Raw genomic sequence first — 15392 nt, forward strand, 5'->3', positions numbered from 1 at the left:
TTCCAGTATGGTTATGTTACGTATCGGCCGGTTGTTCTCCCGGCCTAGGGTTGTGGCCTTGTTCCTGGCCACAGGCTTTGTAATAAGCGCCGGGCAATCGGCGTGGGCCCTTGATGGCACGTCGTACGTCACGTCGAAAAAGCAAAAAGCTAGCTTCACGCTGGAAGCTGCCGGCAAAGCCGCGCCCCTCTACGCTAGCGCCAGCGACTGGCCCGGCGTACTGCGCGCCGCCAAAGATTTACAAGCCGACATCCACCGCGTGACGAACGTCACGCCCACGCTCACCACCGATAAAGCTCCTGCCGGTAAAGAAATCGTGCTGGTCGGTACCATCGGCAAGAGTCCGCTCATCGACCAGTTGGTGCGCGACAAAAAGCTCGACGTGTCAGGCGTAGCTGGCAAGTGGGAGGTGTTTGTAGAGCAGATCGTGGAGAAGCCCATGCCGGGCGTTGAGCGCGCGTTGGTTATTGCCGGCAGCGACAAGCGCGGCACCATCTACGGGATCTATGACCTTTCCAAAGAAATAGGCGTGTCGCCGTGGTACTGGTGGGCCGACGTGCCGACGCAGCCGCAAAAGGCGCTGTACGTTTCGGCGGGGCGGCATACCCAGGGCGAGCCCAAGGTGAAATATCGGGGCATCTTCATCAACGACGAAGCGCCGGCCCTATCGGGTTGGGCGAAGGAGAAGTTTGGCGGTGTCAACTCGAAGATGTACACGCACATGTTCGAGCTGATTCTGCGCCTGAAGGGCAACTACCTGTGGCCTGCCATGTGGGGTAATGCCTTCAGCGACGACGACCCGCAAAACCCGGTGCTGGCCGATGAGTACGGCATTGTGATGGGCACCTCGCACCACGAGCCCCTGACGCGCGCCCACGACGAGTGGCGCCGCTACGGCAAAGGTGCTTGGAACTACCAGACCAACCCGGAGGTGTTGCAGGAGTTTTGGCGCGGCGGCATGAAGCGCATGGGCACCCGCGAAAACGTGGTGACCGTGGGGATGCGCGGCGACGGCGACGAGCCGATGTCGGAAGGCAGCAACATTGCGTTGCTAGAAAAAATCGTGGCCGATCAGCGCAAGATCATTGCCGAAACGACCGGCAAGCCCGCCGAGCAAACCCCGCAAATGTGGGCCCTCTACAAAGAGGTGCAGGACTACTACGACAAAGGCATGCGCGTGCCCGACGACGTTACCCTACTGCTCTGCGACGACAACTGGGGCAATATTCGTAAGCTGCCGAAGCTAGGTGACAAGCCGCGCAAAGGTGGCTATGGCATCTACTATCACTTCGATTATGTGGGTGGCCCACGCAACTACAAATGGCTGAACACAAACCCGCTGCCACGCATTTGGGAGCAGATGCACCTAGCCTACGAGTATGGCGTCAACCAGATCTGGATTGTGAACGTGGGCGACTTGAAGCCAATGGAATTGCCCATCAGCTTCTTCCTGGATTACGCCTGGAACCCCGACAACATCAAGGCCGATCAGGTAGCAGCCTACACCCGGCAATGGGCTAACCAGCAGTTTGGGGAGAAGCACGCCGTCGATATTGCCGACATTCTGGCCAAATACGCCAAGTACAACGCCCGTCGCAAACCCGAACTGCTCGACGCCAATACGTACAGTTTAGAGACGGGCGAGTGGGCTACCGTTGTGAGCGAATACCAACAGCTGCTGAGCCGCGCTGAAGCCATTAACCAGAAGCTAGCTCCTGCTGTCCAAGATGCTTATTATGAACTCGTGTTGCACCCCGTGCAGGCCTGTGCCAATCTCAACGAGCTGTACTACACCGTCGCTCGCAACCGTGAGGCTGCCAAAACCAACCAAGCCAATACAAACGAGCTAGCTGAGAAAGTCAAAGTTTTATTTGCCAAAGACACGGAAATTAAGAACCGTTATCATGCCCTAGCTGGCGGCAAGTGGAACCACATGATGGACCAGACGCACATCGGCTATACCTACTGGCAACAACCGAATGCGGATAAAATGCCGGATGTGGTGACCTTAGCAGCGGACAAAACCACGGCTACCAAGGAGCCAACTGCACTAGCTTCGTCCACCAGTAACCAGTACGTCTCGATTGACGCCGAGCACTATGCCCAACCGGTAAATGGCAGTGGCATCACTTGGCAGCGTCTGCCCGACCTGGGTCGCACGGCGGGCGCCGTGACCACGTTCCCGGTAACGGTCGGGCCGACGACTGCACCAGGCGGCATGAGTCCGCACCTGGAGTACCGCGTCACGCTCGCCAAGGCTGGCCCCGTAACGGTGCAAGCCTACCTAGCCCCGACCTTGAACTTTGCCAGTGGGGAAGGGCTACGTTATGCCGTATCCTTCGATGATGAGGCCCCACAGATTATTAATCTGCATACCGGCATGGTCGCTGATAATGGCAACAGGCCCTGGGAAAAAGCGGTAGCGGAAAATATTATCCTGAAAACCTCGCAACACACGCTCAGCAAGCCCGGTGAACATGTGCTGAAGTTCTGGCGCGTCGACCCTGCCGTGGTGCTCGAAAAATTGGTGGTCGACCAGGGTGGCGTAAAGCCGAGCTACCTAGGTCCACCGGAAAGTTCTTCGGGGCGTAAGACGACCCCAACCGAGACAAAAAACAGTGTGGGGCAGCGTTAAGGCTGCCTCCTACTAGTGCGTGTGCTTGTGAAAAGTAGTGCCGGCACCGGCCGCATTTGCCGGGGATATGCTCGCGTGTCAAGCAGGAGAAGAGCGGCCTAGCTGAACTTCTCCTGCTTGGCCGCTACCAGCGCGGCACAGCTTCATAGCACAAACTTAGCCCTAGGCGCACAACCTCCCGGACCTGGTCACCAAGCGAATAACCAGCGCAGAACGCCAACTACAAATTCCTCCAGTTTCTCAACGAATGAACCTACTCCTTACCCTTCTTTCGCATAGCAAGCGCGGGCCCTGCTGCTCTTCCTAGGATGTATTGGCCTTGCAAACGTGCCGGCACAAAGCCCCCAAGCAAGGGGCGTTAGCCCAAAAAGGAGCCTTTTACACAGGAGTATACCCTAGCCTGTTTCGGGAAGCCGGCTACAGCCAAGCCGACATCGATAAGAAGGTAACCAAGGCTTACATACGGGAGAAGCCGCCTACACCTAGGTGCCTTACTGCACGATAACCTTCCGAAAGGCAACCCCTTTATCGGACCGTACGCTCAGTTGATAAATGCCGCTGGCAATACCCTGAAGGTCAAGCTGCTCCTGGCGCCCTGGGCCCAGCGACCGGGCAAGAACAGTACGGCCGTGGAGATCTTGCAGCACAAGGCGCGTGCCGGCCGCAAACGCATCTGCGCTTCGAATCCATAATGTGTGGTCGGCCGGGTTGGGGAAGACCGTGAAGCTACTCTCTAGGGGCTGCTTGTTGGCCGTTGGGGTGGAGGGAGCTAGCCACTGCATCGCATTCAGTTCGTAGAGCCGCGCCGGAATGGTAAATGCCCCAACCATCACCTGCTCATTCGACAGCAACAGCTGGTAGCGGCTGGTGAAAGCTAGCCCTTCTGCTTGCCCAATGCTCAGAGCGTTTGGCAGCTCAATTCTCCGCTTGTTGCCGCGCAGAAAACCGTTGGTGGGAAAATCGAACAGCAGCCACAGAAAGGTAGTGCCGTTTGTGGCATTGTAGCCGAGCAGGCTAGCTTCGGTGCCGTTGGCGTTGAGGTCGGCGGCGGTTATCAGCCCGTTCACGTTGAAGCTAGCCCGGCGGCGGGCAACGTGGGTGCCGGGCGTGGCGGGTACCGTGTAGTACGTGGTCTTCAAGTCGGCCCAATTCTTCGTGAACAGGTGCAACGAGTCGTTGGCAAAGAAAAATGCTTCGCAGTCGAAGTTGTGGTTGTTGGTGCCGGGGGTGAAGTTCGTCTGGTCGGGGTAGCTGAACTGGATGGCTTCGGCAGTTACCGTTTCGCTGGCGCTGGTGCCGATACTGGCTTTGCGCACGCGTAGGATGCGCAAGTCGCGCCGGTCGCCGTTGTTGTTGCCGAAGTCGCCGAGGTAGAGGTACTGCGCGTCGGCGGCAATGTCTTCCCAATCGACGTTGCTGAAGTTGCTGATGCGCACTTGCTGCTGAAGGGTACCTAGGTCGGGGTCGAGGCGGTAGAGCAGGGGCTCGTTGCCGCTGTCATTGAAGGTCCACAGGCGCTGGTCGGAGTACTGCAGGCCGGAGCTTTCAGTCACTTCTCTCGGCAGCTGCGCCTTGGTAAGCAGCGTGGTCGGGGTGAGGGCGTATTGGCACGAGCCATCGTTGACGACGGCCCCGGCAGTATAATTGGTTGCCCTAGGGTCGGGGCAGCCGCTTTGAGCCTGTACTTGCCCGCCCACGCCTAGCAGGAGCAGAAGAAATACCAGATAGTTTCTACGCATGCCTAGGTTGCTGCTAGTGTAAGTTCTCGGGAAGATAAGGGAACCTAGCCCAGGAAAGCAATTGGCAGTGTACGAGCCGAGTAGCTACAGGCGTTTGGTAAGAGGAGTAGCCTTTTTGTGCTTCCGCTTGCGCCTACGCTTGGCTAGTCGTTCCCGCTCGGCCTTGCGCTCAGCGCGGTGCTGGAGGCGCTGGGGCATACGCGCAATTAGCCGTTCGCGCACAAACTGCGCGAGCCCCGAAAGCGGAATAGAGTGCGACTGGGCGAGGATGCGAAACAGCTCCCGCCGCCGCAGTTGGCTGGCGCCCTTCAGCCCTAGGGCCATAAGGTATTGCTGCACTTCCTCGCGCAGCAGCAAGCCTGCCAAGTGGGGCCGCTCCACGGTTGAGTTGTAGCGTGCCGGTCGGTGGGTGCGTACGCCCTCGGTGGTGGCCACGAGCACGCCCACCCACTCGGGAAGCATGGGCAGGAGTTTCTCCACGTGCTTCTCCGTCACGACGAACGTTACGAAGTCGTACACCACGCCGTAGCACTTGAGCTGGGGCAGCACCCGTTTGAGCGTGTCGGCGTCGCCCTTCAGCTCGTAGCAGTGCATGAACGTGGATGTGATGTGCACGACATCGGCGCGGGTGGTGCCAGTAGGGAGCTCATCTACGTACACGCCGTCGTGCAGTAATGGGTAGAGCAGGGTGCGAATTTCGGGGTCGTTCACGGGCCGGAGTCGACGGCTTACAGGTTACAGAAAGAAGCCCAGCGTGTTGTTGCTATCCAGAGCCAGATGAGCATAGGTGTCGAACAGGCTCATGCGTGGAAGGAGGGTTTGAGAAAAAGCTAGGTTCCCAAAAGTAAGAAATAGGCTGTAGGGATAAAGGCACCAGCAGCTAGTAAAAGCGCAAGGTCCTGTTGAATCTGGCTTGGGTCCTTATCTTACCACCCAATTCGTCACGGCCCAGTCCGACGCCTGCGGCATCGGGCCGGGAAACCCCCAACCCAAACCCCTCGATGACTTACTTAGCCAATCCCGCCCGCTACCAACACATGGAATACCGCCGCTGCGGCCGCAGTGGAATAAAATTGCCCGCCGTTTCGCTGGGGCTCTGGCAGAACTTCGGCGACGTGGATGTGCTGGCCAACGCCCGCCGCATTCTTACCCTAGCCTTCGATAGCGGCATCACCCACTTCGACCTCGCCAACAACTACGGCCCGTCGCCGGGTTCGGCAGAGGAGACGTTTGGGAAGGTGCTAAAAGAAGAGTTTCGCGCCCACCGCGACGAGCTAATCATCTCCAGCAAGGCGGGCTACACGATGTGGGAGGGCCCCTACGGCGACTGGGGCTCGAAGAAGTACCTGGTGAGTAGCCTCGACCAGAGCCTGAAGCGCATGGGCCTGGACTACGTGGACATTTTCTACCACCACCGCCCCGACCCGGAAACGCCGCTGGCAGAAACCATGGGCGCCCTGGATCTAATTGTGCGGCAGGGCAAGGCCTTGTACGTGGGCCTCTCCAACTACCGCCCCAAAGAAGCCGCCGAAGCCTTCCGGATTTTGCGTGAGCTTGGTACGCCCTGCCTGATCCATCAGCCCAAGTACTCGATGTTTGAGCGCTGGGTAGAAGGCGGGCTGCTGGACTTGCTGGAAGAGGAGGGGGTAGGCTGCATTCCCTTCTCGCCGCTAGCCCAAGGCCTGCTCACCGATAAGTACCTGCGCGGCATTCCGAATGACTCGCGCGTGGCTAAAAACCTAGGTTCGCTGCCCGAGAGTCAACTAACGCCGGAGCGTATTTCGCAGATTCAGCGGCTAAATGACATCGCTAAAGCGCGCAACCAGAGCCTGGCCCAAATGGCACTGGCCTGGATCCTGAAAGATGAGCGTGTGACTTCTGTGCTCATCGGGGCGAGCAAGCCCGAGCAGCTAGCCGACTCGCTGCGCTGCCTGGAAAACACCCAATTCAGCCCCGAAGAGCTCGCCAGCATCAACGAGATTTTGGGTTCAGAAGCTGCGGCCTAGGGTTGGATAACACGCTGTCTGGCCCGGAGCGCCTTATGCGTGTTAGGAGGCTGAGCTGGTCGTAGTATCTTTTCTATGGTGCTAAGCACAAAGCTTTTGCAACAAAGCAGAAGAGATGCTTCGACTAGCGCAGCCTGCTCCGTCTCCTCTACGCCGCAACTAACCTAGCTTTTCTCGGTACATAGAAGCATCACCGGAGGTCGAGTATGAAATTGCTATTGGTTGAGGACGAGCCCAAGCTGGCGTCTTTCATTAAGAAAGGGTTTGAAAACGAAGGCTACGAAATAGAGGTAGCCTTCGACGGGCGGATGGGCCAATCGTTGTTGCGCCAGAACCACTACGAGCTGATCATCCTCGACGTGAACTTGCCTTACGTCAACGGCTTCGAGCTGTGCCGGCAGATTCGGGCCGACGACCCGCTGGTGCCCGTGCTACTGCTCACCGCCCTCGACAGCCTCGATGATAAGGTAACGGGCTTTGAGGCCGGTACCGACGATTACCTGGTTAAGCCTTTTGAATTCAAGGAGTTGCTGCTGCGCGTGCGCGTGCTGCTCAAGCGCACGACGGAAGCGGCCGGCGTAAAGCGCATCCTACGCATCGCCGACCTAGAGTTGAACCTAGAGTCAAAAGTAGTGACCCGCGGTGGACAGCGCATCGACCTGACCACCAAGGAGTATGCCCTGCTGGAATACCTGTTGCTCAACCGCGGCAAAGTCATTTCACGCGTAGACATTGCCGAGAAGGTGTGGGAGCTGAATTTCGACACCAACACCAACGTCATCGACGTGTACGTGAGCTACTTGCGCAAAAAGCTCGATAAAGGCTACGATACCAAGCTCATTCATACTGTGGTGGGCATGGGCTACGTGATGCGCGAAGGCTAGACCGTGGAATGTAACTGAATACTGAAGTAAGTTGTTGAACGTCAGTACTCTGTTATGTTATTAATCAGCTACTTTTTTACGCAGTTACTTAACTATTCCGTTACTCTTTCGTGCTGATTCGGAACAAGCTGATTTTGCGGTTTACGTTGCTGGTGGTGGCCATTCAACTGTGCCTGTCTGCGTTTGTGTACTACTACAGCGCCCTGTCGCGGGAGCAGCGCTATTACCACCGGCTAGAGGCCAAGGCTTTGCTTATTGGCAGCATTCTGATCAGGCGCGGGAATCTGGCGGAGAACAAGCTGCGCAGCTTCCATCGCAAAGATCTGCTCACGATGCACGACGAGCGCATCAGCATCTACAACCAGGATGGACGCCTGCTGTACACCACCGCATCGGACAAACGCACCTTGCCCGAAGGAGCTTACTTAGAGAAGATTACGAGTAAAAAGCCCGTGCATTTCCAAGTAGGGAAGCTCGAAACGGCTGGGGTGCTGTATCGCCACAAAGGACAATCCTACTACCTATTCGTGTCGGGCTGGGACGAGTTTGGGGGGCGCGAGTTTGAAAAGCTGCGGCTGATTCTGCTGGTCGGCAACCTAGGTACGCTGGTGCTCATCATCCTGGCTGGCTGGTACTTCGTGGAGCAGTCGTTGCAGCCGATTTCGCGCATCGTGACCGAAGTAGAAGGTATCACGGCAAGTAACCTCAGCCTGCGCGTGCACGAGGGCAACCGCCGCGACGAAATTGCGCGGCTCGCCATTACCTTCAATCAGATGCTCAGTGGCTTAGAGCTAGCCTTTGAGTCGCAGAAAAGCTTTCTGTCGCACGCCTCGCACGAGCTGCGCACGCCGCTGGCCAACTTGCTCGGTACCCTGGAAACCTCCGCCGCCTACGACACCGACCTAGCCGACGCTAAGCATAGTATTAACTCGGCCATCGAGGAAATCCGGCATGTTATCGAGCTGACCAATGGGCTGCTAGCCCTCGCCAAAGCCGATGATACCTCCTTTCGGCGCCTGCCCGTGCGCTTCGATGAGTGCGTGACCCAAGCTATTGCGGCCTGCTCTACCAAATACCAGCACTACGCTATCCGGCTAGACTTCGGGTTTCTACCCGAGTCGGTGGAGGATATGTTCATGGTGCGCGGCAACGCCCAACTGCTCACCACGGCCGTGCTCAACTTACTCGACAACGCCTGCAAGTATTCGCACGCTGAGGTTCGCGTTACGCTTGGCTACGATACGCCACGGAAGCTAGTGCTGCAAATTACAGACACGGGCCTGGGAATGAGCGAGGAAGAGCTGCGGCGCGTATTTGAGCCGCTGTACCGTGGTGAAACCGGCAAGCAAATGCCCGGCTACGGCCTAGGGTTGCCCATCACCCGCAAGATTATTCAGCTGCACGCGGGGCAGCTGTTCCTGCAATCCAAGCCAGGTGAGGGAACGACCGCCACCGTTCGGCTGCCAGCGGCGGAAGAGCGCTAGAAACAAGCTAGCGCTGGAATTAGAAGCGCTCCTCCTTGGAATAAGTAGGAGCGCTTTGTCTTTAGCGGTGGTCTTAATCGCCACTATTAGCGTTTTCTTAATCTTTTCTAATCCTCTTCTCAGACCGTTTTAATGTCGGGGTAGGTCCTTTGCAGCACACCAACGCGTGAACCGATGCAAAAAGACAACCGCTACTCGGTACTGATTTGGCTGTTAATCGTTGCCCTTTTTCTGTCCACGGGCTTCAACTTCTACTTGGTTGCCTCGCGCTACAAAGAGGTGTCGCCGAGGCAGTCAGCGGCAGTGCGAGACGAGGATGAGGAAGACGACGATGAGGACGCCTCCTTGGCAGAAGAGCTGCGCCTGATGCGCACCATGCTCGCCCGCTGCCAAGCGGACCACCTGCGCACCGATAGCCTACAAACCCAAGCCCGCAACGCGCGGCCACTGCTTCGTGCGCCCGATAGGCTCGTCTCTATCGAGTGACAAAGCTAGGGTCTGATCAGCAGTACAATTAATTCATAACCAAGTCGCGCCATGCGCCACGCACGCTCATTTTCACATTGTATGCCCCTCCCTCGTTTTTCCCAGCTTGCCTGGGTTGTCGTTTCCCTCTTTGGTGTCACCCTGGCGGGCTGCGCCGAGAAAAGCCAAGCTGATACCCAGAAAACGGCCGCCGCGCCCGCGCTGCCCGTAACCGAGCTTGTTGCCAGCGACACTGTGCTGCACCACGATTACGTGGCTGATATTCAGTCGGTGCGCAACGTGGAGCTGCGCGCTAGGGTACCTGGTTTTCTGGAGCAGATCTACGTGGATGAGGGGCAAGCGGTGAAGAAGGGGCAGCTGCTGTTTCGCATCAACGACGCCGAATTTCGCTCGCAAGTAGCGAAGGCCAAGGCCGCCTACAACAATGCCCAGGCCCAGGCTCGGGTCATTCAACTGGAGCTCGACCGGGTGAAAATGCTGGTCGATAAGGACATCATCTCGCCCAGTGAGCTAGCCGTGGCGCAGTCGAAGCTGAAGGCCGCGCAAGCCAGTGTCGCCGAGGCCCAGTCGTTGCGCAACACGGCGGCCCTGAATGTATCCTACACCATGGTGCGGGCGCCTTTTGATGGCCTAGTCGACCGGATGCCGCTGAAAGCGGGTAGCCTGATTGCCGATGGCACCTTGCTCACCACCGTTTCCGATGCCGGCGCAGTGTACGCTTATTTCAACGTGGCTGAAAAGGAATACCTAGAGTACGCCAAGTCGCGCCAGCAGAACGGTACCCGCCCGGGCAGCCTCGACGTGTCACTGTTGCTCGCCGATGGCACCCCGTATTCGTACCCCGGGAAGATCCAAACCCAGGAAAGTGAGTTTGACGAAAGCACAGGCTCGATAGCCTTCCGGGCACAATTCCCGAACCCCGACAAGCTGCTCAAGCACGGCGCCACCGGCCGGGTGCGCCTGACGAATCCCATCCATAATGTGGTGTTGGTGCCCCAAAAGGCGGTGTTCGAGATTCAGGACAAAAACTACGTGTTCGTGGTCGATAGCGCCAACAAGGTGAAGATGCAGGCTTTCGTGCCCCAAACACGCCTTTCCGATTTCTACGTGGTGAAAAGCGGTCTGAAGCCCGGCCAAAAAATCGTGTACGAAGGCGTGCAGGACTTACGCGAAGGCACCAAAATCCAGCCCCGCTACGTGACCATGGATGATCTGTTGGCGGATGCTAGGTAGGCAGTATTCGGCTGCCAGCTACTGGCTAGTAGCTGCTAACTTTTGCCCCTATCTGCCGCTGCCGTTTCCCTTCCTTCCAAAAGCTAATAGCGACTAGCTAAAGGCTACCAGCTTATAAGTTATGCTTAACCTGTTCATTCGCCGGCCGGTGCTTTCGCTGGTCATTTCGCTGTTCATCACCTTCCTAGGTCTGTTGGCGCTGGTGTCGTTGCCCATCACGCAGTTCCCCGACATTGTGCCGCCTTCCGTAACCGTGACGGCGCGCTACACGGGCGCCAACGCTGAAGTGTGCGCCAAAGCCGTGGCCACGCCCCTGGAGCGCGCCATCAACGGCGTGCCCGGCATGACCTACCTGTCGTCGGTATCGAGTAACAGCGGTATCACGCTCATTACCATCTTCTTCCAGGTGGGCACCGACCCCGACCTAGCTGCCGTAAACGTGCAGAACCGCGTGCAAACGGTGATTGACGAGCTGCCCGAAGAAGTGATCAAGGCGGGTGTAAGCACGGAAAAAGAGGTAAACAGCATGCTGCTATACCTCAACGTGATGAGCGACGACCCGAAAGTAGGGGAGAAGTTCATCTACAACTTCGCCGACATCAACGTGTTGCAGGAGCTCAAGCGCATCGATGGGGTGGGCTTCGCCGAAATTATGGGCTCGCGCGAGTACTCGATGCGGGTGTGGCTTCAGCCCGACCGCATGGTGGCTTACAACGTGGCGGCCGACGAAGTGGTGGAAGCTATTCGCAACCAAAACGTGGAGGCCGCGCCGGGTAAATCGGGGGAAAGCTCGGGCCAGGCAGCGCAAGTGTTGCAGTACGTGCTCCGCTACACGGGTAAACTGTTTGAGCCGAAGCAGTACGAAAACATTGTGGTGCGCGCCAACCCCGATGGCTCGGTGCTGCGCCTGAAAGACGTGGCCAACGTGGAGTTCGGCGTACTGAGCTACGGCATGGTGTCGAAGATCAACGGCCGTCCGTCGGCCGCCATCATGCTCAAGCAGCGCCCCGGCTCCAATGCTTCCGATGTTATTAAGAATGTGAAAGCCCGCATGGCCGAGCTGAAGCAAACGTCTTTCCCGCCCGGCATGACCTACAACGTATCCTACGACGTGTCGCGCTTCCTCGACGCGAGTATCCACGAAGTACTGCGGACGTTGCTCGAAGCCTTCGTGCTGGTGTTCATCGTAGTATATCTGTTCTTGCAAGACTGGCGCTCGACGCTGATTCCGGCGCTGGCGGTGCCGGTAGCGCTCATCGGGACGCTGTTCTTCATGCAGTTGCTAGGGTTTAGCATCAATCTGCTCACGCTGTTTGCGCTGGTGCTCGCCATCGGTATTGTGGTCGATAACGCTATTGTGGTGGTGGAAGCGGTGCACGCCAAGATGCACGAAAAGCACCTCTCGGCCATGGATGCCACCCTTGAAGCTATGGGCGAAATCGGGGGCGCCATCGTGGCCATTACGCTGGTGATGTCGGCAGTATTTGTGCCGGTATCATTCATGGATGGTCCAGTGGGCGTGTTCTATCGTCAGTTCTCCCTGACCCTAGCTATTTCCATCGTCATTTCCGGAATTAACGCGCTTACGCTCACGCCAGCTTTGTGTGCCTTGCTGCTGAAGCCGGTGCACGCCGGCGAGCAAAACAACGGTATTGTCGGCCGCTTCTTTGCTGGCTTCAACCGCCGCTACGAGTCGTTGGCGAGCGGCTACCAGCGTCTGGTGCACCTCATTGCGAGCCGCCGCCTCATCACCCTAGGTCTGCTGGTGTTCTTCTTCGCGGCTACCTATGGCATGAGCACCATTCTGCCCAGCGGCTTTATCCCAACGGAAGACCAGGGCATGATTTACGTGAACGTGACTACGCCGCCCGGCGCTACCGTGGAGCGTACCGAGCGCGTGCTCGATCAGATCAACCAAGTAGCCAAAGGGCTAGGTCCGGTCGAGTCGGTGTCGACGCTGGCGGGCTATAGCCTTACCAACGAAGTAGCCGGTGCTTCCTACGGCATGGGCATGATCAACCTGAAAGCCTGGGACGACCGCAAAGAATCGGTGACGGACCTCATTGCCCAACTCGAAGCCAAAACCAAGCACATCACCGACGCCGATATCCAATTCTTTCCGCCGCCTACGGTGCCGGGTTTTGGTAACTCCAGCGGCTTCGAGCTGCGCTTACTCGACCGCACTGGCCGCGGCGACTTGCAAAAAACAGCCGAGGTGACGAACCACTTCATCGAAGCGCTGAGTAAAACGCCGGCCGTGGGTAGCGCCTTCACCAGCTTCGACCCTAACTTTCCGCAGTACATGATCCACATCGATCAGGACCAGGCCGCCAAGAAGGGCGTGACGGTAGACAAGGCCATGAGCACGCTCCAAACGCTGATGGGCTCGTTTTACGCTTCCAACTTCATCCGCTTCGGCCAGATGTACAAGGTGATGGTGCAGGCGGCACCTAGCTTCCGTACCAAGCCCGAAGACGTGCTGCGGATGTACGTGAAAAATGACCGAGGCGAGATGGTGCCGTTCTCCACCTTCGTGCGCCTGGAGCGCGTGTACGGCCCCGAGCAGCTCACGCGCTATAACATGTACACCTCCGCCATGCTCAACGGCGACGCCGCCCCCGGCTACAGCTCCGGCGACGTGATTAACACCGTGCAGCAAGTGGCGGCCAAGGAACTACCCCGCGGCTACAGCTTCGAGTGGTCGGGCATGACGCGGGAGCAGGTGCTTTCCGGCGACCAGGCGCTATACGTGTTCGGCGTGGTGCTGCTGTTCGTGTATTTGCTGCTGGCCGCCCAATACGAAAGCTTCTTGCTGCCGCTGCCCGTTATTCTGAGCTTGCCCACGGGCATTTTCGGGGCGTTCCTCTTCTTGAAATTGCTAGGGCTAGAAAACAACATCTACGCCCAGGTGTCGCTGGTGATGCTCATTGGCTTGCTCGGCAAAAACGCCATTCTCATCATCGAGTTTGCGGTGCTCAAGCGCAAGGAAGAGGGCCTTTCGGCGCTGGAAGCGGCGGTGCAGGGTGGCTACTCGCGGCTGCGCCCCATCCTGATGACCTCCTTTGCCTTCATCGCCGGCTTGATTCCGCTGACCATTGCTTCCGGCGCGGGTGCCCTCGGCAACCGCTCCATCGGGACGGCCGCGGCGGGGGGCATGTTTATCGGTACGTTGTTCGGTGTGGTGCTTATTCCGGGGCTCTACGTGCTGTTTTCGCGCTCCGGCAAGCAGGAGAAAACCGAAGAAGAACCAATCGAAATCGAAACCCACGAGCCGGTGCACGCCACGGCTTAAGGCAATAAGCTAGGCTAGCCTGCCAGCCCGATGGCGCTCAGCCGTCGGACCTAGGTACACGAATCTCGCTTCCCAATAGAATTTACGCTGTTATGAATAGGTTGACCTTGGAATTACGTCGTCATCTGCTAGCCGCTGTAGCGGGGCTGTTGCTGGTCAGTAGCTGCCGCTCCGTGGAGCCCGTAGCGCTTCCCAAAGCGGCGCCCATGCCCGCTAGCTTTAGCAGCGCCGCCGATTCTGTGAGCATTGCCGATCAATCTTGGCGGCGCTTCTTCGCCGATCCAAATCTGGTGAGTCTTATAGACTCGGCCTTGCAGGCGAACCCCGACCTAGGTATTGCCGTGCAGCGCGTTGAAATGGCCCGCGCCAACGTGCTGGTGGCACGCGGCGCCCTGCTGCCCACCGTGAATGCGGTGGGTTCCGCCGGCGTCGACCGGTTTGGTAACTACACCATGAACGGCATTGGCAACTACGATACGAACTTATCCAATAACATTGAGGGCAAGCAGCGCATTCCCACGCCCACGCCCGACTTCTTCCTGGGCCTGCGCAGTTCCTGGGAGATTGACTTGTGGGGCAAGCTGCGCAACCGCCGCAAGGCCGCCGTGGCCCGCCTGCTAGCTTCCGATAAGGGCCGGCAGCTGGTGCAGACGTCCTTGGTGGCGCAAGTGGCCCGGCTCTACTACAGCCTGCTAGCTCTCGACAACGAGCTGGTAGTGCTCGGAAAAAACCGCGCCTTGCAGGAGCGCGCCGTCGAGATTATTAAGATCCAGAAGCTAGGTGGACGGGCTACGGAGCTAGCGGTGCAGCAGTTCACGGCCCAGCTATTGCGCACGCGCAGCTTACAAGTAGAGGCCCAGCAGCGCATCGTTGCTACCGAAAATGAGCTAAACCGCCTGCTAGGCCGGTACCCGCAGCCTATCACGCGGGGCAAGCCCATTGGTGAGCAGCCCCTGCCGCCGCAAATATCGGCGGGTATTCCGGCCTCCATGCTGCTGCGTCGGCCCGATGTGCAGCAGGCCGAGCGCGAACTCCTCGCCACCCGCGCCGATGTGGATGCCGCCCGCGCCGCATTTCTGCCTTCTTTCACGCTCACGCCCTACCTAGGTCTGAACTCTTACAACGCCTCGGTGCTGTTTAATACGCCTGCTTCCCTGACGTACGGGCTAGTAGGAGGGCTCGCTGGCCCCATCCTGAACCGCAATGTGCTGAAAGCCGATTACCGCCGCTCCGCCGCCGAACAGCGGGAAGCATACCTCAACTACCAAAAAGCTGTGCAGACGGGCTTTGAGGAAGTGGTTACCAATTTGCGCGGCATTGATAATTATCGGCAGATGTATGAGTTGCAGCAGCAAGAAGTAATTGCCCTGAACAAGGCCGTGTCCATCTCGAATGACCTTTACGGGGCTAGCTATGCATCGTATCTGGAAGTAATTACGGCGCAACGCAGCGTGCTAGAAGCTGAGCTAAACCTGACGAACACCCGCCGCGAGCAGTTTTTGTTGCTTATTGACCTCTACCGGGCCCTGGGCGGGGGCGGAACGGAAGCGCGGCCGATGTAATCAATTCGCTCCATCATTTGTTGTCTTGCCAGCGTGGCGTAGTTTTCTTTGGAAGACTTTCGCCGCGCTGG

10 protein-coding genes are annotated in these 15392 nt (G+C 58.1%); 8 read left to right on the plus strand and 2 right to left on the minus strand.

The genetic code is table 11. The features are described from left to right. The first annotated feature begins 7 nt into the window (after nt 1–7). Nucleotides 8–2635: a glycosyl hydrolase 115 family protein gene (locus tag BXP70_RS07640; protein WP_245849558.1), complete on the plus strand. Its 2628-nt coding sequence runs from the start codon at nt 8–10 to the stop codon at nt 2633–2635. A gap of 491 nt (nt 2636–3126) precedes the next feature. Here BXP70_RS07640 and BXP70_RS07645 read toward each other — a convergent pair whose 3' ends face one another. Together BXP70_RS07645 and BXP70_RS07650 are read right to left on the minus strand one after the other, a co-directional pair. Beyond that, nucleotides 3127–4374: a T9SS type A sorting domain-containing protein gene (locus BXP70_RS07645; protein ID WP_086593444.1), complete on the minus strand. Its 1248-nt coding sequence runs from the start codon at nt 4372–4374 to the stop codon at nt 3127–3129. Nucleotides 4375–4458: 84 nt separating this feature from the next. After that, a complete protein-coding gene (locus tag BXP70_RS07650) occupies nt 4459–5085 on the minus strand; it encodes a sce7726 family protein (RefSeq protein WP_086593445.1) in 627 nt (208 codons plus the stop codon). Nucleotides 5086–5375: 290 nt separating this feature from the next. Here BXP70_RS07650 and mgrA point away from each other — a divergent pair, with 290 nt between their 5' ends. The 7 genes from mgrA to BXP70_RS07685 all read left to right on the plus strand — a co-directional run bounded on the left by mgrA (nt 5376) and on the right by BXP70_RS07685 (nt 15321). Next, nucleotides 5376–6380, plus strand: coding sequence for an L-glyceraldehyde 3-phosphate reductase (gene mgrA / locus BXP70_RS07655; RefSeq protein ID WP_086593446.1), 1005 nt, complete (start codon nt 5376–5378; stop codon nt 6378–6380). A 206-nt stretch (nt 6381–6586) separates the two neighbouring features. Next, nucleotides 6587–7264: a response regulator gene (locus tag BXP70_RS07660; protein ID WP_086593447.1), complete on the plus strand. Its 678-nt coding sequence runs from the start codon at nt 6587–6589 to the stop codon at nt 7262–7264. Between the two features lie 110 nt (nt 7265–7374). Continuing rightward, on the plus strand, nt 7375–8748 hold the full coding sequence (locus BXP70_RS07665; protein WP_086593448.1) for a sensor histidine kinase: 1374 nt from the start codon (nt 7375–7377) through the stop codon (nt 8746–8748). Between the two features lie 174 nt (nt 8749–8922). Then, complete coding sequence (locus BXP70_RS07670; protein ID WP_086593449.1) at nt 8923–9234, plus strand: hypothetical protein; 312 nt, start codon at nt 8923–8925, stop codon at nt 9232–9234. 81 nt (nt 9235–9315) lie between these two features. Continuing rightward, nucleotides 9316–10467: an efflux RND transporter periplasmic adaptor subunit gene (locus BXP70_RS07675; RefSeq protein WP_086593450.1), complete on the plus strand. Its 1152-nt coding sequence runs from the start codon at nt 9316–9318 to the stop codon at nt 10465–10467. Between the two features lie 121 nt (nt 10468–10588). Beyond that, nucleotides 10589–13759 carry an efflux RND transporter permease subunit gene (locus tag BXP70_RS07680; RefSeq protein WP_086593451.1) on the plus strand — a complete coding sequence of 1057 codons (3171 nt, stop codon included), beginning with the start codon at nt 10589–10591 and terminating at the stop codon, nt 13757–13759. A 92-nt stretch (nt 13760–13851) separates the two neighbouring features. Next, the gene (locus tag BXP70_RS07685) at nt 13852–15321 is read left to right on the plus strand and encodes an efflux transporter outer membrane subunit (protein ID WP_086593452.1); all 1470 of its coding nucleotides are present in this window, start codon (nt 13852–13854) and stop codon (nt 15319–15321) included. Nucleotides 15322–15392 lie beyond the last annotated feature (71 nt).

This window comes from Hymenobacter crusticola, from assembly GCF_002154225.1.
GTDB lineage: Bacteria > Bacteroidota > Bacteroidia > Cytophagales > Hymenobacteraceae > Hymenobacter > Hymenobacter crusticola.